Annotated in this window: 22 protein-coding genes and 1 other annotated feature; of the genes, 17 read left to right on the top strand and 5 right to left on the bottom strand. The window is 40.8% G+C overall.

Annotation, left to right across the window (positions count from 1 at the left end):
• The first annotated feature begins 11 nt into the window (after positions 1–11).
• From FTX54_RS11395 to FTX54_RS11335, 13 genes are all read left to right on the top strand, one after another.
• Positions 12–1238: an MFS transporter gene (locus FTX54_RS11395; protein WP_147805187.1), complete on the top strand. Its 1227-nt coding sequence runs from the start codon at positions 12–14 to the stop codon at positions 1236–1238.
• 280 nt (positions 1239–1518) lie between these two features.
• Positions 1519–1815: a TIGR04104 family putative zinc finger protein gene (locus tag FTX54_RS11390; protein WP_147805188.1), complete on the top strand. Its 297-nt coding sequence runs from the start codon at positions 1519–1521 to the stop codon at positions 1813–1815.
• 596 nt (positions 1816–2411) lie between these two features.
• Positions 2412–3824 carry a PQQ-dependent sugar dehydrogenase gene (locus tag FTX54_RS11385; RefSeq protein ID WP_147805189.1) on the top strand — a complete coding sequence of 471 codons (1413 nt, stop codon included), beginning with the start codon at positions 2412–2414 and terminating at the stop codon, positions 3822–3824.
• A gap of 417 nt (positions 3825–4241) precedes the next feature.
• Positions 4242–4544, top strand: coding sequence for a hypothetical protein (locus FTX54_RS11380; RefSeq protein WP_147805190.1), 303 nt, complete (start codon positions 4242–4244; stop codon positions 4542–4544).
• Entirely contained in the window at positions 4545–4748 is a 204-nt protein-coding gene (locus FTX54_RS11375; protein ID WP_147805191.1) for a helix-turn-helix transcriptional regulator, read from the top strand.
• Positions 4749–5053: 305 nt separating this feature from the next.
• Entirely contained in the window at positions 5054–5605 is a 552-nt protein-coding gene (locus FTX54_RS11370; RefSeq protein WP_147805192.1) for a GNAT family N-acetyltransferase, read from the top strand.
• Positions 5606–5619: 14 nt separating this feature from the next.
• A complete protein-coding gene (locus tag FTX54_RS11365; protein WP_187254677.1) occupies positions 5620–6276 on the top strand; it encodes a class I SAM-dependent methyltransferase in 657 nt (218 codons plus the stop codon).
• Positions 6277–6455: 179 nt separating this feature from the next.
• Positions 6456–6752 (top strand): DNA-binding protein, encoded by a 297-nt coding sequence (locus tag FTX54_RS11360; protein WP_147805194.1) that lies wholly within the window; start codon positions 6456–6458, stop codon positions 6750–6752.
• 267 nt (positions 6753–7019) lie between these two features.
• Positions 7020–7272 (top strand) — a binding site (T-box leader).
• A gap of 65 nt (positions 7273–7337) precedes the next feature.
• Positions 7338–8597 carry an MFS transporter gene (locus FTX54_RS11355; protein WP_147805195.1) on the top strand — a complete coding sequence of 420 codons (1260 nt, stop codon included), beginning with the start codon at positions 7338–7340 and terminating at the stop codon, positions 8595–8597.
• Positions 8598–9206: 609 nt separating this feature from the next.
• On the top strand, positions 9207–9533 hold the full coding sequence (locus FTX54_RS11350) for a PadR family transcriptional regulator (RefSeq protein ID WP_147805196.1): 327 nt from the start codon (positions 9207–9209) through the stop codon (positions 9531–9533).
• A 14-nt stretch (positions 9534–9547) separates the two neighbouring features.
• Positions 9548–9886: a DUF1048 domain-containing protein gene (locus FTX54_RS11345; protein ID WP_147805197.1), complete on the top strand. Its 339-nt coding sequence runs from the start codon at positions 9548–9550 to the stop codon at positions 9884–9886.
• A gap of 208 nt (positions 9887–10094) precedes the next feature.
• Positions 10095–10856: an ABC transporter ATP-binding protein gene (locus FTX54_RS11340; RefSeq protein WP_147805198.1), complete on the top strand. Its 762-nt coding sequence runs from the start codon at positions 10095–10097 to the stop codon at positions 10854–10856.
• Positions 10857–11606 (top strand): ABC transporter permease, encoded by a 750-nt coding sequence (locus FTX54_RS11335; RefSeq protein ID WP_147805199.1) that lies wholly within the window; start codon positions 10857–10859, stop codon positions 11604–11606.
• A gap of 292 nt (positions 11607–11898) precedes the next feature.
• Here FTX54_RS11335 and FTX54_RS11330 read toward each other — a convergent pair whose 3' ends face one another.
• Entirely contained in the window at positions 11899–12387 is a 489-nt protein-coding gene (locus FTX54_RS11330; RefSeq protein ID WP_222706852.1) for an AraC family transcriptional regulator, read from the bottom strand.
• Between the two features lie 38 nt (positions 12388–12425).
• Positions 12426–12770 carry a helix-turn-helix transcriptional regulator gene (locus tag FTX54_RS11325; protein WP_147805200.1) on the bottom strand — a complete coding sequence of 115 codons (345 nt, stop codon included), beginning with the start codon at positions 12768–12770 and terminating at the stop codon, positions 12426–12428.
• Between the two features lie 154 nt (positions 12771–12924).
• Here FTX54_RS11325 and FTX54_RS11320 point away from each other — a divergent pair, with 154 nt between their 5' ends.
• The gene (locus FTX54_RS11320; RefSeq protein ID WP_147805201.1) at positions 12925–13215 is read left to right on the top strand and encodes a hypothetical protein; all 291 of its coding nucleotides are present in this window, start codon (positions 12925–12927) and stop codon (positions 13213–13215) included.
• Between the two features lie 165 nt (positions 13216–13380).
• Here FTX54_RS11320 and arr read toward each other — a convergent pair whose 3' ends face one another.
• The gene (gene arr, locus FTX54_RS11315) at positions 13381–13737 is read right to left on the bottom strand and encodes an NAD(+)--rifampin ADP-ribosyltransferase (protein ID WP_422387434.1); all 357 of its coding nucleotides are present in this window, start codon (positions 13735–13737) and stop codon (positions 13381–13383) included.
• 323 nt (positions 13738–14060) lie between these two features.
• Positions 14061–14858, bottom strand: coding sequence for an enoyl-CoA hydratase/isomerase family protein (locus tag FTX54_RS11310; protein ID WP_147805202.1), 798 nt, complete (start codon positions 14856–14858; stop codon positions 14061–14063).
• A gap of 485 nt (positions 14859–15343) precedes the next feature.
• Between FTX54_RS11310 and FTX54_RS11305 the strand changes: the two genes are divergently transcribed.
• The 3 genes from FTX54_RS11305 to FTX54_RS11295 all read left to right on the top strand — a co-directional run bounded on the left by FTX54_RS11305 (position 15344) and on the right by FTX54_RS11295 (position 17856).
• Positions 15344–15883, top strand: coding sequence for a flavodoxin family protein (locus FTX54_RS11305; RefSeq protein WP_147805203.1), 540 nt, complete (start codon positions 15344–15346; stop codon positions 15881–15883).
• Between the two features lie 418 nt (positions 15884–16301).
• Positions 16302–16667, top strand: coding sequence for an STAS/SEC14 domain-containing protein (locus tag FTX54_RS11300; RefSeq protein ID WP_187254678.1), 366 nt, complete (start codon positions 16302–16304; stop codon positions 16665–16667).
• Positions 16668–16998: 331 nt separating this feature from the next.
• On the top strand, positions 16999–17856 hold the full coding sequence (locus FTX54_RS11295; RefSeq protein ID WP_147805205.1) for an MBL fold metallo-hydrolase: 858 nt from the start codon (positions 16999–17001) through the stop codon (positions 17854–17856).
• Between the two features lie 184 nt (positions 17857–18040).
• Here FTX54_RS11295 and FTX54_RS11290 read toward each other — a convergent pair whose 3' ends face one another.
• Positions 18041–19081, bottom strand: coding sequence for a M14 family zinc carboxypeptidase (locus FTX54_RS11290; RefSeq protein WP_147805206.1), 1041 nt, complete (start codon positions 19079–19081; stop codon positions 18041–18043).
• Between the last annotated feature and the right edge of the window lie 39 nt (positions 19082–19120).

Genomic DNA, 19120 nt, shown 5'->3' with positions numbered 1-19120 from the left:
GTGAGTTTTTCATGACCACAGTTTTAGAAAAAGAATCGTTAAGCACGAAACAAAAAATATTGGCTTTTACGCTGACACTTTTAACTTTTGTAATGGGGACCAGTGAATTTGTCATTGTAGGTCTTTTAACTGAAGTTTCTTCAGATTTAAATATCAGCCTTGCCGTAGCGGGTACCCTCGTATCCGGCTTTGCTATCGCATATGCCATTGGAACACCATTATTGACAGCTTTTGTGAGCAGATTCCCCAAGTATCCGTTGATGCTGATTTTAATTTCTTTATTCATTGTTGGAAATGTGATCAGTGCCTTATCCGGTTCTTATGAATTATTGGTTTTTTCCAGAATCATTACAGCGGTAGTAAGCGGCGTACTGGTTGCGTTGTCGATGAGTATTGCCAGCGAGATTATGCCGGTAAGTAAGAAAAGCGCTATTATTGCGTTGGTCTTTGCAGGTTTTACGATTTCTAATGTTATTGGTGTTCCAGTGGGGACACTCATCGGTCAACTCGGCAGCTGGCAGCTGACTTTCTGGTTTACAGCATTGTTAGGTGTCATTAGTTTAGCGATTAGTATTTTTATCCTTCCGAAAAACCTCCAGGTACAGAAAGGATCGGTAAAAGAACAGCTTGGCCTGCTGGCGAACCCCAGAATAATTTTGGCTTTCTTTATACCGACCTTTTCAATTGCAGGCACGTATACAATCTACACTTATATCACACCGATAATGGAAGAAGGATTGGGCATTCCCACAAGATATATAAGTATTATTCTGCTTGCTTATGGGGCATTTTCTATCTTAAGCAATGTGTTGGCAGGGAAAATCGCCAGCCGCGACGGTGTGAGCAAGCTTCGTTATGTATTTCTAATCCAGGCCGTTATATTGGGTTCCTTATACTTCACAATGGAATCTACCTATGCGGGACTTATAAGCCTTATGCTGATGGCGGTTATGATTTATGCCATGAATGCAACAATACAATTATATTTGATGAACTTAGCCGAACTTTATTTCCCAGCAGCGAAAGATTTTGCTTCTTCATTAACGCCCGTAGCCGTTAATATCGGCATTGCGTTAGGGGCAACAATCGGAGGATATGTGGTGGCGAATGAGAGCTTAATCCAACTGTCATGGGTTGGCGGCTTATGCGCCCTGATCGCTTCTGGATTGGCAGTTGTCAGCTATCGAATGGATAAGAAAGAAGAGAGCTTTTCAGGTTCGGAAGTGTACGAAGGATAAAAAATATAAAAAGATTGAGCACCTTGCCATTGGCAGGGTGTTCTTTTGCTTCTCAGATCTCCGCTTATTTTTAATTTGAGTTTTTATTTACTGTTTTTGTATAAACCTTCCTGAATATTAACATTAAGAGTAAAATAAACATCACGTTCTACAATAGTATGTCGTTCTTTCGACAATCCAAATACGTAATATTCGTTGAAAGATATATGTCTTTGGACTGTGAAGGAGAGAACTACAAATATGGTTCAGATAACCATTCTGCAGAAGGAGGACAAGTAAAATGAAGCTGCCTCATTGTTCCAGATGCAATTATTTTTTTAAGTGGAGAGAACTTCTTATCGGATTTGGACAGAGAAAATGTCCGGAATGTGGAGCGTATCAGTATATTACTGCTCAAAAAAGACGTCAGGGGATGTGGATTGGACCCGCGGCAGCATTAGGAACAGTTGTTATCGTACAATTGGTGGATCCTCCTTTTTCCGTCCTCTGGCCTTTTGCTGTACTGGTAGTTATCTTAGCTATACTGGTGAATCCATTTTTCCTGGAGTTTACGGAAAAGGAAGAACCATTGTTTTAAAACAAATAAAGCCAGGTCAATCAGGAAACATTTAATGAGCGGGAGGAATGAATAATAATTTCTGATTTATTTTACGAGGAAGGATGGAAAGAAGAGCGAGAAACCGCATCTTATTTTAGATTTCCTGTAGAAAATAATAAATACGGGAAATGACCTGAAGAAGTCTACCTTGAAAATAAAGTAGATAAGCGATGAACGTCCGCTTTCGTTTCCATGGGGGCGCAGGGCCGGCTTCAGCTTATCCCCTCCTCCCTTCGGTCGCGGGGGATGGATCTTCAACTCGTCCTTTATCGCCCCGGATTTGCCCCATGTGCCGAGAGCTCGCGTGTTTACCTATCTTTCCTTTGTTTCTTTTCAAAGGAAACTATTGGAGAACCTATTGCCAATTGATTTGATTTCAGAAATAGCAGCTTTTCTTCATTCCAGGCGTCATTATTACGGGCCAATTTTGTCTAATTTTGGATAATTAACAGACCTGGTTTATAAACCAGGCTTTAGAGCTGGGGTTTTATAAATTTTTAAAAAGGGAAATGCAACTTAAGTAATAGTACAGTTATAAGAATTAAGAAACTTATTATGGAAAGGTTGATTTTAGAATGAAAAAACTGAAGAGAAACGGCCTGCTTGCTCTCTCGCTTTCTACTGTGATGGTGGTTGCAGCATGTGGTAATGATGATACTACAGATGAGGAATCAACGGATGACTCGGATGCTGGAACAGAAGAAAATACTGATTCGGATGCCGGAGCAGAAGAAAATGCTGACGAGGGCGATGCAGCAGAAGAGAGTGCTGACGAGGGCGCTGATGAAAGTACAGAAGATGATGGAAGTGCAGAAGATGAACCAAAAGTTACTGAGTTTGAACCAGCATTTCCAGAACAAACAAGAGCACCTGAAGTAGAGACTGAAACAGAACTTAATGAGGAAGTTGTTGTTGAAGATCTTGGTGTGTCCTGGGGTATGGAAGAGTTTGATACAAACCGCTTACTTGTTACGCAGAGAGATTCAGCCGAACTTCTTATTATAGACCTTGAAGATGGTTCTGTTTCAGATCCAATCGAAGGTACACCAGAAGTAAATAACGAAGCTCAAGGTGGGCTGCTTGATGTAACCATTGCACCTGATTTTGACGAATCAAGATTAGTATTTATGACGTTTGCTCAAGATATTGAAGGTGGTACTGTAACTGCTGTCGGTAAAGGTGTTCTATCAGAAGATGAAGCTTCACTTGAAGATTTTGAAGTAATCTTCCAGGCAGAACCAGCATATGATGGTTCCTTACACTACGGTGGGCGTATTATCTTTGATGATGAGGACAACCTGTTCTTAACAACTGGTGAGCGTTCAGATGATCCAATCCGCGAACGTGCACAAGACTTGGATGCTTACCTGGGTAAAGTAATTCACATTACACAAGATGGAGAAGCAGTAGATACGAATCCATTTGTCGAAGATGAAGACGCACTGGATGGTATTTACAGCTACGGTCACCGTAATATTCAAGGTGTGGACTTCCACCCTGAAACAGAAGACTTATGGATTGTTGAATTCGGTCCAGAAGCTGGGGATGAACTGAATATTATTGAACCAGGCGAGAACTATGGATGGCCAATTGTTTCTTATGGTCTCGAGTACAGTGGTGAATTTGTCAATGAAGGCATTTCAGAACACGAGGAGCAGGGCTTTGTTGAACCAGTATATTATTGGGATCCAACAAGTGCACCAAGTGGTATGTCATTCTATGATAACGACGCAATTTCTGAATGGGAGAACGACTTGTTCATCGGTGGTTTAGCGCCGAACTATATTGTACGTGTCGTAATTGAAGATGACCTCATAGTTGGAGAGGAGCGTCTATTAACGGAAGAAGGCGAACGTTTCCGTGATATTCTTGTAACTGAGGATGGCGCGCTTACTGCAGCCACTGATGACGGTAAGATTTATCAGATTACTGCAGCAGGTGAAGGTGACGCAGTTGAAGACACAGAAGAAGACGACGATGCTGAATAATTTATTATTCTCTAAAAGCACCAAACCTTAAGTTAATGTCATTAACTTAAGGCGCTTGACACTATTAAAGAAGCAGGCATTCATGGAAATCCCTGAATGCCTGCTTCTTTTTTGCTGCCTGTGCAGATTGAAAAATTAATGGAACGAAGGAGGTTTAAGAGGGATCTTCTATAGTTGCAGACGGGTCCTGCTCCGTCTTTTTAACCGAAAGCGCAGGGCACATGGGGCGACTCCGAGGCGAATAAGGACGGCCTGCCCGGAAAGCGTCCCCATGGAAACGAATGCGGACGTTTATTTTTAATACGTTTTATTTTCAAGGCAGCCATAATGTAAAAAGAATTTGACATTTTTGGTGCTGGTGGTAAACTGAAAAGTGTCAAATTCTTTTTACATTTTTAGTAGGGAGGAAGCTGAAAAATGGATTGGGTTAAAATTGTGTATTCAATCATATTGTTAATTTGTGGAATTTCTATTTTTATTGCAACATTTACTCAAAAGGGTGATGAAAGAAAGAATTTTATCCATAAAAAAGCTCAATCATACGCATTTATGGTAGTCTTTGGTATGTTGATTCTGTATGTTGCACAGTCCATTTATCAAACTTTCCAAGGGAACACTTCTTATAATGGTAATGGAATTTCGCCGATTTCGTTTATGACGATAATTTCAATAATATATCTGGTAACATTACTAATGTACAGGAAAAAATATGGTGATTAAATGAAGAATCACATTAAGATATTAAGGAAATCAGCTGAATTATCTCAGGAAGAACTTGCTAAACGCTGTAAGGTATCCAGACAAACAATAAATGCAATTGAAAATGATAAGTACGACCCTACTTTACAATTAGCGTTTGACATAGCAAATGTATTGAATACCACAGTAGATGAGCTTTTCACCGGTGGTTCTAATAGAAAGTAATAAATAGGTCTCACATCGGGATTTTAGACTGCAGCCAAGTTCCTTCTTGAAGGGACTTGTTTACATTCTGAGCAAAGTCGAGTCCACGCTCCACTTTGCTTTTTTATTGTTATAGAAGCCGGATAGCTGACGGGCCTGCAGCATTTAGAAACATACAATTTATAAACGCTATAATATTTCAACATATCCCTATTTAGGATAAAATGGGATTCAAGAATAAAAATGGAGATTTGAAAAGTTGTGCGTATACTAAGGAAAGATAAAAGTTAAACAAAAAAGCATATAAAAAATGCAGGGGGAAGAGAATGTATAAAGCCACTATTGATTCAGAGACTCATTTAGCCATTTTAGAACCTCGACATGCAAAAGAATTGTATCAAGTCATAGATGACAGCCGCGAAACTATAGGGGAGTGGCTTTCTTTTCCCAGCCATACAAATAAAGTCGATGATACAGCAGCATTCATAAAAAAGTCGCTGAAAAGGCTGGCGGAGAATAATGGATATTGGGCTGGTATCTGGCATAACGGCAGAATTGCTGGTTCCATAGGGTTTTTATATATTGACTGGAGTGCCAAAAAAACGGAGATTGGTTACTGGCTTGGAGATGAATTCACGGGAAAAGGGCTGGCTGCAAAAGCTTTAAGTCAATTTATCGACCATTCCTTTAATGATCTCGGTTTAAGAAAAATTGAAGTAAATACAGCAAGTAAAAACTTAAGAAGCAGGACAATACCGGAAAAGCTTGGCTTTACACAAGAAGGCACTATTCGAAATTATGAATACTTAAATGGGGAATATCACGATCGGGTCATCTATGGGTTATTAAAAGAAGAATGGCATTTACCGATAAAATAAAGGGAGGGACTCAGATGAAACACGAAGTTTGGGAAAAAGAATACAGAAGTGTCGATAATTTATGGGGATTTACTCCGAACAGCATGCTGCTGAACTACACGGCCTTCGTCTCTAAAAAAGGGAAAGTATTAGATGTTGGTATCGGAGAAGGTAGAAATGCCCTTTATTTCGCTCAACAGGGATACGAGGTAGAAGGTTTAGATATCTCGAAGACTGCCATAAGCAGATGTCAGGAACTTTCCGAAGAATATAATCTCAATATAAAAGCTGAGGCTGCTGATATTAGAGAATACGACGTTCAAAAAGACGAGTACTCCTTAATCATTCTATCCAACGTATTAAACTTTTTCTCTGAAAAAGATAGGAATGAAATAATGACTAAACTGAAAAAGGGATTAAAAGAAGACGGGTTAATATATATAAACGTGTTTGATAATGAAGAACCAAGTATCAAAAAAGCAAAAGAAAGGTGTAAGCAGGTCGCTGATTTTACATATTACGACGAGGAAAATAACATGTACCATCACTATTTCACTCAAGGCGAGATGCAGGATTTAGTGGAAGATTATACAACGATCAGCTTAGTCCGCTCGAAGTTTTTAGACAATACCCACGGAAAACCCCACTATCACAGTACATTAGAAATATTATCTAAAAAACCTAAAGTATAATAATTTAATTCGTTAACTATTTGAATCCCTTTCATACGTCGCTGCTGGAGCCGCCGTCTGCCGTTTCAATCATCCGACTTTATATACGGATAGTTGTATTATTTGTTGATAAATGGAATCGGATGGTAATTCATGTTAAATTGAAAATAGAAAATACAGAAAAGAAATGAGGATGAACAATGGAACTGGATTTTTTCTGGCTTGCTGTAGGATTGGCGGCAGCCGCCTATTTTATTGGAGACGGAATGAAAAATTCTAATAATCCAAATTCCAAAAATATGATGGACTATTTATCTGATCAAGATGAAAAGCAACTTATTCATGAAAAAGATGTTCATTATACGTTAGGAATTGAAAAAAAAGATGCGCAGTCACTAACGAAGGAACACGAAGATATTCCGCACATCGTTATTAATAACAGCGTTTATTATCCGAAAAAGAGGCTGCTTGAATGGGTAGAGGAGATCGGAAAGTAAGGTTCAAAATTCTTTACGCTCGGAAATGATCATATGTTGCTCATTTCCTGAATATAATGATCAGCACGATGTAAACAGGTAACTTCCTTGAAAACAGCAGGAAATCGAAGGCGGAAAGCGTCCCCAGTGAAACGAAGATGACAGACAGTTAATGTATTAATAATAAATTCGACATATATATTTAGAAGTTTATTTTAATAATGAAAATATCCAAGTATACATTATATGGAACATCATGCTATAATATCTTAAAATGTTAAATGATTGACATATGCGCTGATGAGAAGAGTAAATAAAAAATGTCTTCACAGAGAGCTCCGCCAGCTGAAATGGAGCAGGGAATTTCTTATTGAACCAAACCTCTGAGCATTGTATCGGAACCTTTTAAGGGGATGGTATAACGGGAGCTCCCGTTACAGAGCCAGGGTATAAGCATATAGATGCCGTACCTGAAAAGATTAATATGACTGCATATTAATAAACTGGGGTGGCACCACGATGATTACATCTCGTCCTCAAGACAATAGGTCTTGAGGGCGGGATTTTTTTGTTTTAAAAACAAAATTAACTTCAGGAGGGATCACCATGACATTCAAATTTTTTCTCGAATCGTGGAAATACCCGCTGATTTTACTGCTGGGAATAGGGGTGTCCAACTTAGGTGCCTGGGTTTACTTAATTGCATTAAATTTACTCGTATTCGACATCACCGGATCTCCGTTAGCCGTAGCGGCTCTTTATATTCTTATTCCTCTAGCTGCGCTGGTAACTAATCTTTGGTCAGGCAGTTTGATTGATAGATGGAATAAACGAAGCTTGATGGTCGGTCTGGATATTTTCAGAGCTGTCTGCCTGCTGTTTTTACCTTGGCTTCTTGAAGTTTCTCTCTGGATGATGTATATTGTCGTCTTTTTGATTAACATAGCTTCTTCCATGTTCAGCCCGACCTCGATGGTTTATATCACAAAACTAATCCCCTTTGAACAAAGGAAGAAATTTAATTCTTTGCGAAGTTTAATAGATTCAGGGGCTTTTCTTCTGGGACCCGGTCTTGCAGGAATACTTTTTATTATTGGGAGTCCCGAGTCTGCTATATTCATTAATGCGGCTGCTTTGTTTTTATCTGGTTTAGTTACTTTGCTTATGCCTGACCTCGATAAACATTCACTTTCCTTTAAAAAAGAGGAGAAGTTGTCACTCCTATTAGTAAAGAAAGATTTTCAAGTGGTCTGGAATTTCAGTAGAAAGAACGGTTATATCATGCTTATCTATTTTTTGTTCAGTTCCGTTATTGTGATGACGGCGGCCGTCGATTCTCTGGAAGCTGCTTTTGCAAAGGACGTGCTGAATTTATCTGACAGTGACTATGGCTTTTTAGTAAGCATAGCAGGAGCGGGTATTATTGTTGGAGCGCTTCTTAACACACTTCTCGTAAAAAAGATTGCTACTTCCTATTTAATTGGACCAGGGGCCGTATTGGTTTCTATCGGTTACCTCATCTACGCATTTTCAAATTCGTTTCTCATAGCTGCATGCGGATTTTTCATGCTTGCCTTCTTTCTCGCCTTTACAAATACTGGTTTCCTTACCTTTTATCAGAACAACATTCCTGTAGAGATTATGGGAAGAATAGGAAGCTTGTACGAATTGATCCAGGCAGCACTAGTCATAGTAACTACCATAGTGATAGGGCTTCTTGCACAGATATTTTCCATTGCAGCTGCGGTCATAGCAGGAGCGATGGTGATGGTAATCGTTTCGGTGACATTATGCATTTTCAGCCTGCCATCCACAAAAAGCGCCTATTATCAACCGGATGAACTTAGACAAATAGAAGTAAACTAAAACTTTTTTTCTCGTGTCATTATATTTCGGAAAAGCCTTCAACTATCCCTCCCTTGAACCTGGAAAGCGTCCCCACAGACACGAAGACTGTCGTTTACAAAAGAGAACGTGAAAAAGAAATTCCTTTTAAATGAATCAATTGCATAATATACCTTTCAAGTTATTTTAACGAACATATTATCAATTTATAGTTTGAATATTCGTATATGAAATCCGATGATTGAAACGGCAGACGGCTACTCCGGCGGGATTAAGCGAAGTCTGAAAATCCATTCTTCCAGTGTACGTCACTGGAAGGATTAGTTGAAGACGAGCCCCGCGGAAAGCGTCCGTCTGAAGTGGAAATCATTCACCATGTTCGGAAATCCTTTTCTTATAACGACTTATGAAATTGATTCAAATAACTAAAGAAACTGCTCAATTTTAATATTAGAATTTATTAGTATTATATGGATCAAGAAATTTAAAAAAGAAACCAGTCTTCTTGACAATAACGGTACTATGCGATACTATATAGTAGTAATAAGTATTACAGATTATCTGTATAACAAAATACTGATAACAGATGAATGAAAACATCATGAAATTCAACTGGGAGGAGGAAGAAATTTGGAGAATACTACAGAAATGTTGAAAGGTGTGCTTGAAGGTTGTGTGCTCGAGATCATCAGCCGAGGGGAAACTTACGGCTATGAAATCACGCAGAAGCTGCGCGACATGGGCTTCACAGAGGTTGTGGAAGGTACTGTTTATACGATTACGATGCGGCTGGAAAAAAAGAATCTTGTCGATATAGAGAAAAAGGTATCCACGAAGGGACCGCCGAGAAAATTTTACACGCTCACCGCAGCTGGGGAAGAGCAGCTGAAGATATTTTGGGAAAAATGGGAATTTATTTCCGGTAAAATTAACGAGCTCAAAAACAAAATAAGATAAAAAGGAGAATTAATATGAATATTTTTGAAAAAATTACTGGAAGCCGTAACGAGAAACGGGAATGGAAGGCAATGGAGGCGCGTGCAAATGGCCTTCCAGCTGAATACCGCAACGCTTACAGCGCTATCAAAAAATATATATGGACTTCAGGTGGTCTCACCGACTGGAAAGACATGAAACGTATTTTCAATAATATTCTTGATCTCTTTGAAGAAGGTGCTGCAGAAGGCAGGAAAGTTACTGATCTTACGGGAAATGACGTGGCCGCTTTCTGCGACGAAATAGTGAAAGACTCTAAAACGTGGCAGGATAAGTATCGTGATGAGTTAAATGACACGATCAACCGTGACTAATCGTAAAAACCGAAAATATTAAACAAGCCAGCAAAAACTGCTGCACCAGAAGAAAGTGTTGAACAGCTATATAGACAGGCAAATTAAATAGATGATGACTGAATGGCTGATTGCGAACCTGATTTTCCACCTCCGCTGTTCAGTATATTTTTACTTCAGTAGTAAGTAATACAGATTATCAGTATAACTAGTTAAAGGAGGGGAAGGTATGAAAAATTCGGTTATCTCTGTAAGCGGGTTAAAAAAATCCTTTAAAGACAATGAAGCCTTAAAAGGTGTGAACCTCGAGGTACAGCGTGGTGAAATTTTCGCACTGCTGGGAGCAAATGGATCGGGCAAGACTACAATAGTCAACATTCTCTCAACGCTGATGAAGCAAGATGATGGAAAAGCAGGCATCTGCGGCTTTGACGTCCAGCGTCAATCCGATCTAGTGCGTCAGAACATCAGCCTGACAGGACAGTTCGTAGCATTGGATGGAATCCTTACTGGAAGGGAGAATCTGCTGATGATTGCTAAGCTGCGGGGAGCTGCCAATCCGGATCACGTTGCAGACGACATGCTTGCACGATTCAGTCTGGCCGATGCAGCAAACCGCCGGGCAGAAAATTATTCCGGGGGGATGAAACGCCGGCTGGACATTGCCATGAGTTTAATCGGGACGCCGGCGGTCATTTTTCTCGATGAACCGACAACTGGCCTTGATCCCGAATCGCGAATGGAAGTATGGGATACTGTTAAGGAACTTGCTGGCGGTGGAACCACTATCCTGCTGACGACTCAATACCTTGAAGAAGCAGAACAATTGTCGGACCGTATCGGCATTCTGCATGGAGGGGAAATCATTACAACCGGGACTCTCACCGAACTGAAAGAAATGTTTCCGCCATCGAAAGTGGAATACATCGAAAAACAACCGACATTGGAAGAAATTTTTCTGGCGATAGTCGGCAGGAGGGAGAAGGTGTAAATGAAAAGCAAAATAAGAGTATTATTAGGGCGGTTAATGCGCAATATTATGCGCAGTCCCGATACGATTATCACGGTGGCGGTTACGCCGATTATGATACTGCTGCTGTTTGTTTACGTCTTTGGCGGCGCCATAGAAACAGGCACGGACAACTACGTTAATTATTTATTGCCGGGAATCCTGCTGATTACGATAGCTTCCGGTGTTGCTTATACTTCTTTACGGCTGTTTAACGATGTAAAGAGCGGGCTGATGGCGCGTTTCATTACGATGCCCATTAAACGTTCATCCGTATTATGGGCCCACGTGGTGACTTCACTTGTTTCCAACGCCCTTGCTGTCGTGGTGGTTATCTTTGCCGCACTTTTGATGGGCTTTCGTTCTAACGCTGACCTCGTCGGCTGGCTCGGTGTGGCTGCTATACTCGGATTGTTTATGCTGGCGTTAACATGGCTTGCTGTCATTCCCGGATTGACCGCAAAGTCTATGGAGGGGGCGACAGCCTATTCGTACCCGTTAATTTTCTTGCCGTTTATCAGTTCGGCTTTTGTTCCCACCGAAACCATGCCCAAAATTGTCGGTGTGTTCGCTGAGAACCAGCCTGTGACTTCTATCGTAAATTCCATCCGTGCCATATTGAATGACGGGGCTGTTAACAACGATATCTGGGCAGCGCTTGCCTGGTGTATCGGTATTATGATCGTCGCTTATATCATTTCCACTCAGGTATTTAAGCGCCAATTAACGTAAGTTCCTCCCTTGTCAGGAGCGAAATCAAAGATTATCCGCTGCGATAAGTGCGTTGGTAATCATCAAACAGAATCCAAAGTAAAAGTGATGTGCTCATTCATTTTAGTAACTTAAGGAACTATGAATCATACTCCTAAAGGGATGTCATTCATAGTTTTTTCATTTGACTGTGTTAGAATTTAACGATGCTATTTGATTTAAAAAATCGAACTCCCGTAATTAAGAAGTTCCGCTTTTATAATATTGGCTTGTACAATTGATGACACCCGTTAGTGAAAGATAATTTATGTTCTTATTCTATTGGTATATAGATGTCTGTCTTACTCTTTTTTTTATAATCTTCAGGTGGCTCGGTAACATATAATTCAAATGGAAATGAATCTCTGGGAGTATATTTATCATTTTTCAGTAACCAATCTGAATAAGCATACTTCCAAGCCTTTTCATACTCACCTATACTCAGCTCAAAATGTAATACAACATATTTCCCACCAAACTTCATCGTACCAATTTTACCTTCTTCTACTATTGTGGTATTGGAGGGCACAGTCATTGCGACACTAGTTCGCAAATTTTTAGAGTCTGTTATGAATGGATTGTCATGGTATATAGTCATTACTTTTGTGTGATTTTCTCTTATTAAATTGTATTTTTTTGCGTATTTGAAAAGTTCATTGAACATCTTGCGACTGTTTTTTCTAAACTCTGTGTAAGAGCCTTTGAAGCGTATATATATGACTTCCACTTCATAATTTTCTACGGTAATCATTGGCTTTTCCACAAAATCACCTCCTTTGATTTTATTTTAGCGAAGAATGTTTATGAATTCTTGTCGTTTCTTGCTTTTCTAAATTCTAATGGAGACATCCCTGTATGCTTTTTGAATGCTTTATTGTAGGTACTTACATCATTGTAGCCATATCGAAAGGCAATATCTGTGATACTTAAATCTTTGCGGACAGCAAGGAATATTCCAGACCGTTCTATCTTTATTCTCGTAATAAATTGTTTGACAGTCTCCTCACTATATTTACTAAATATACGATGGAAATGATACTTAGACATATTTGCGTTAAGTGCTAGATCATCCAGTGAAATTTTTTGGCTTAGATTTTTTTCAATATAGTCTTCGGATTTATTTATTAAGCGAATATATTCGTCCATTCTACCCACCAATCAAATCATTTTTTTAATAATTAAATAGATATAATGAATACTTGGCTATATCTCTCATCGCATTATCTACTTTATTTTCACGGCAGCCAATTAAAAAGGAAACTTCGAATATAACGACGCATTCACAACTCAGGAGGCTGAAATGACGAAAGGTATATACATAGGCACGGTCGTTTTTTTGTTTGCTGTATCCGCTGTTTTAGGAGGATTTCTCTCCTTTTTCATTAATCAAATGGCTGTTCTGCCCATAGAAGAATGCCGGTCCATGTTTGTATTCACGCCGGACAATGCGGCCACTTGCAGCGACATGCATACGGCGGATGCTGTGCTTGCGCAGTTTAGATCTCCGCTCATATATATTTTTCTTCTTTCTGTTATCCTGTTGATTATTACTGTAGTCAAATTAATATGGGAGACGATAAAAGACGCGTGAGTTCCATTATCAGAAGATATTTGAGAGAAAAATGAATTCGAAAACAAAAGCAGAAAAAAACCTGTACTAAAATTCAAACAGGGCCAATCCTGGAGCATCCCTGCTTTCCACCAATTGATGAAAAGCTTCGATTGTCATGCTGCCAGGTTCCTCAGAGGTTAAGGATTAATCATATATGACATCTTTTCTTTCTGCGCGTAATTTTTCTAAAGATGTAAGCATATGATTTATTTCTTCGTCAGTATGTCTTTCCCAGGAACTTAATTCAGCTATTATTTTCAAAGGCGATTTAGACCGGTAAGAACGTGTCGGGTTACCGGGAAATCTTTTATCAGTCAAGTTCGGGTCATTTTCAAATTCACCTGTTGGTTCAACAATGTAAATTCTTTCTTTTAATTCAGATGCGGCTAATTCAGCACCCCATTTAGCCGCATCCAGCGTTGCCGTGAAGTAAATATAATTAGATTTTTTATCCTGGTAATTGGACAAATGCTGCGCTTCTAATAACCCGCCTACTTTCAGCTCTGCTTTCGTACCGTGAAAAAAGGACCATTATCCAATATATCTTTATTGGCATTCATAATGCTCAACCTCTGTATTTTTAGATTTGGTCAGCATAGTATAAGATAGATATGATAAAAAGAGTAGTCTATATATTTTTTAAAAAGAGCGGTATAATAGAAGTAGAGAGATCGATATCGGCAATCAGCGTTTAGGTACTTACATATGGTGTGATATTTAAAAATAGGAACATTTGAGAGTTATAGCATTAAAAAATAACTACATAACTAAACTAATAAAAGCAGAGCGCTGAGGAATGAGGTATTCTTCAGCGCTCTGCTTTTTTAATTATGGAAGCGGGGAAACGAAGGCTTACGTTTCTCGAGAAAGGCCTCAATGCCTTCCATACCTTCCGGCTGGCCTATTTGTTCACATAGGGTGAGCTTTTCTGCCTCCAGGTGCTTCTGCAGCTCTGTAATATCACCGCGGTTTAATAAGCTTTTTGCTTTTCCGGCAGCAAGGTAGGCGCCCTCGGTAAATGCTTTTTCCAGCGCCTGGATTTCTTCTTCCCAGTTGTCTTCACTCACGGCTTTTGTGATCAGGCCCACAGCTTCCGCTTCCTGTCCGGTCAACATCCGATTTAAGAGCGTCAGCTCCGCCGCTTTTTTCTTTCCGACGAGTTTCGGCAGAAAAAAGCTCGATCCTCCGTCCGGAGTGAGTCCGGCTTTCGTATAAGCCATCAGAAAGCGAGATGATTCCGTTGCATAGACGATATCCGCAGCGCAGACAAAACCCAGTCCGCCGCCGGCGGCAGTTCCCTTTACTTCAGCGATAACAGGCTTTTTCATTTTTACAAGATTCATAATTGCCTCGTGAAAATAACCAATTACTTCTTTTAAGTGCTCACCGACTTTATTTCCATGCTCCGCAAAGGAAGCTAAATCACCTCCAACAGAGAAGTGCTTTCCGTTTGCTTCAAGGATTACAAGCTGAATGGCTTCATCTTTTTCCCAGTCCGTGGTGACCGCGGCTAGTTCCTTGGCAAGCTGGAGCGTAATGCCGTTTCCATGATCCGGTCTGTTCAGTTTCAATCTTCCTGTCTGTCCGGTGATTTCCACCTCAATTGTTTCCGACTGTGCCATAAGTTTCACATCCTAAAAAGGGGGCAGGCGCCCGCCCGTAGTTTGGTACTGCAAATGATTGGACCGACTTGTTCGGTAAAGAACCCTTTTTCAAAATCTGGATAAATTGGAAAGATAGTCATTTAACTTGATTATACAGAAAATAGGAAGAGGATGCTCAGTTTATTTACTGACAGAAAGTCTTTTTTAAATAAAAAAATTTGGAGCACTTGCAAAAAAGATAATTATTTCCCGTTTTCAATACAATGTCTTAATTTTCATCAGGGGGTGTAGTCAGAAATATAATTACAAATAAAGATAGTCCGAAGCGGAGCCAGCTTCAACAACTACCGAAAGAATTGTAACTTAGCAGGGAAAATGAGGAAGCAGAACGAAGAGATAGTTATTAAAAAGAAAACGGGAACCTGTTTTCAAAGAAAAGTAAACAGTTGTCAATCAGGCCCCATGATCTGTTCAACGAAGCCGAATCTTCAGGAGGTTATACAATGAAACTACTCATTCTCTATTATTCCCATTCAGGGAACAATGAAAAGCTGGCTGTTGAATTGCAGGAGAGAATCGGATGCGACAAGTATGAAGTTAAGGAAAAAAAGAAACGGAAAGACATTTCGATTTTTTTCGATTTTTTGTTGAAGCGTAATTCGCGTCTGGCTCCTATTGAATTTGATGTTAGCGAGTACGGACCTGTTATTCTACTGGCGCCTATCTGGGCGGGAAAAATTGCCGCGCCGATGCGGACATTCATCAAGAGGGAGAAGCTGACGGATTATTCCTTCATCACCTTATGCAGCGGAGCGGATGGGCAGCGTGAAAAAATAGCCTCCGAACTGGCCACCCTTACCCCAGAGAAACCAACGGCGGTGGCAGAGCTGTGGATTAACAACCTGCTTCCTGAAGAACAGCGCAATAAAATCAAATATACGAGCAGCTTCCGCGTTGAAAAACAGCACATGCAGCAGTTTGATGCAGAGATCAAGTCCTTTATTGAAATGGCCTTGCCTGGATCAGGGAAAGTACGCGACTGAATCCAGGCATATGTCTGACCCGTTGTATCAATAGACCATCGACCGCCCGATGCAGCGGAAATTCTGAGTATTTCGGAAGGAATGAGCCACCATTTACGGATGATAGCGTTGGGGAGTGAAGAGGTGAGCCATTCCCCGCTTAAGTGGTAGGAAACAGCCGTCGAAGGAAATCCTTCGACGGCTGTTTTCAGTTATTTGAAGCTTTTTCCTTCTAACTGTTCATGGATCAAACGGACACAGAATTCGTTAAGTAACATGGGTAACTCATAAAAATAAGTACGGGAGGGAGTCCGGTTAGAGACTGAACTGTGTAAACAAGGGAACGGCGTAATCTTACAAAGTATTCAGCATTGTAAGCAGTTTGAAGTCTTGATTTAACAGGAATCACAGTAGTAAATAACAGAGGAGGTGGATCAGTTTGAACAAGATTTTAAGCTGGAGCAGAGATAACGTGCTGGCGATTGAATTTGACAGTAAAATCGAGGAAAAAGAATATAAAGAAATGACTGCAGAAGTAGAAAAATTGCTGGAGAAATACGATAAAATAAAAGTTTTAACGAAGGTTTCAAGTATAGAAGGAGCGGAACTCTCCACGATGAAAGATCGGCTCGAATTTATTGTGAAAAATAATATGAAACAGATTGAAAAATATGCGATGGTCGGGGAACAGGCCATAGTTAAGACACTCTCGAAGAGTCTGGACATCATTTCAAGTCCCAATGTGAGACAGTTTGATTTTGACGAAGAAGAGAAAGCGAAGGAATGGATTTTGAAAGAAAGTTAGGAAGCGTTAAAAAGGGGGTGTCCCATAAGCCTGGGTCATCGGCTTATGGGACAGCACTTTTTTAATTCATTCCAGTGTCACTGGCACGTGTTATGAAAGATTTTCAGTAAAGCAGGTAGTAGGATACTGCTTCTTCAAGCTTATTCTGCGGCAGAAATACACTTCTTCAGTTCTGCAGAATCTATTTTGAATTTGCTGCAGTATTCTTCAACTTTTTGCAGAACGTTCTTGCCGCTTTTCCTTTTTTGCCTGCTGCTGCCGATCGCTTTAGTTTGGTATACACCGGAGCGGGAAAAGAAGAGAAAGACGTCAAAAAAGGAGTGGAAAATCGATGGATATGGAAAGAAGTTCATCCACAGAACGTTATCAACCGGTGACTTCCGTAAACAGCCATGATGGTGTCGCAATTGGGGAAGATTTGTACAGCTATACCATTCAAATTGTGAACGTTATTTTTTACGGGAAGCCCGGTAATGGAAATGACTGGGTACTGATTGACGCGGGAATGCCGAAATCAGGAGATGATATTAAAGAGGCTGCAGCAACACGCTTTGGAGAGGGAAATCCACCGAAAGCAATCATCCTGACGCACGCCCATTTTGACCATATAGGCGGACTGATCGACCTGCTGGAGCAGTGGGAGGTACCAGTCTATGCCCATCCGCTTGAGATTCCTTATATCACAGGTAAACAGGATTATCCGGATCCGGACATGACTGTTGAAGGAGGCATGATTGCGAAAATGTCAAAACTGTTTCCACGCGAAGCGATTGATATTGGAAATCGAGCGCAGGAGCTGCCGGCGGACAAAACAGTGCCGGAAATGCCTGACTGGCGCTGGGTGCATACACCGGGACACACGGAAGGTCATGTATCGCTGTTTCGTGAAGCGGATGGAGCGCTCATCGTCGGCGATGCCTTCGTCGCAGTGAAGCAGGATTCGCTGTACAAAGTGAGGAACCAGGAGCTCGAAATCAGTGGCCCGCCGGTATATTTCACGCCGGATTGGGAAGCCGCAGAACAGTCGGTAAAAACGCTCGCCCAGCTTAAGCCGCAGTTCGCTTTTACGGGACACGGCGTGCCTATGAGCGGAGACTACCTGCAGGAGGGACTCGCAGATCTCGCAGCAAACTTCAAAGAAAAAGCCATCCCCGATTACGGAAAGTTCGTAGATAAGGACGACGACTAACGGCCACGTAGTTATGTGTTCATAAAAACGGCGGACAGGAAAGGGGATTTTTCCGGAACGTGGAATCTCGCTTGAGCGGCTGTATAAATATTAACTATCTGAAAGGTTGGATCAGCCTTATGCATTAAGAAACCCTGCTCAGCATCTTTTGCCGAGCAGGGTTTCCTCTGTTTTAAATCTGCTGTTACTCTGTCGCTTCCTCTTCACCGATGAAACTTTGAACTTCTAATTCATCCCAGAAAGTAACGTCTGCTTCATTAATTGAAGTATCCGCAATCGCATCGATCGCAGCTTCCATAGAGATTACTGCCTGCTGAATGAGATAGCCGTTACTTTTCTGACCGAGCACCTGGTTCGGATTGGAATGGTCGATCATACCTCTCATTTCAAAAAGCAGCGTAGCAATATCGTATTCATAGGCCAGACCGTTTCTTGCAATTGTATTGGCAGATCCGCCGTTGTATTTACCGAGCAGGCCAAATCCTCGATCTTCCACCGCATCATACATGACGGAGCCAAGCTGTTTGGACATTTCTACAACTTCAGGATCGACTCCTTCATTTGTAGGGTAGAGAATAGAGCCGGATACATACTCTCCATCGATCCCGGAACGTGCACCCTGATGATGGAAATCTACTAAGTAATCAATGTCATACGCCCGCAGTACATTGTTATGCAGCGCATAAGTTTCAGGTTGTTCCAGCGTATTGTGATCACGGTTTAAATCTATATTATTCGCATTCGTACGGGTTGCGATCCCGCCTGCAACATGGTCGGAAATATCAAAATCCACATCTCCTACTGCACCGTCAGGATTTAAGCGGGGAACAAAAAATACGTTCACTTCTTCTGCAAGCCCGCGGTTATGTTTATTGTTGTTGGATAAATTTTTAATAACGTTCAGTGCACCTTCCGTGATCAAAACTTCATTTCCGTGCTGCTGCGTCAAAAATAAAATTGTTGGATTGTCCGGGTTGTTTCCGAACTTCACGAGGGGAATATCTCTTCCCTTTACGGACTGACCGATAATTTCCAGTTCAATGCTGTCAGAGCGCTCCGCGGCTCTTTGCACGTCAGCTAAAAGATCTTCATTGCTTGTCAGTCTTTCTCCTTTGATTGTCTCGTTCCCATTGTAGTTCGGTCCATTTCCTACCGCACCGGCTGGAAGAGAGAAGATAGAGAGAGTGAGTAGAAAGATTAACATCGCTACGAAAGTTTTCTTCATAGGCACACATCCTTTTCTTTTATTTAGACGCTCTGCTGC

The organism is Alkalicoccus halolimnae (assembly GCF_008014775.2).
Taxonomy (GTDB): domain Bacteria; phylum Bacillota; class Bacilli; order Bacillales; family Salisediminibacteriaceae; genus Alkalicoccus; species Alkalicoccus halolimnae.
The sequence above is the reverse complement of the archived record's forward strand: the minus strand, read 5'-3'. Positions and strand labels throughout refer to the sequence as shown.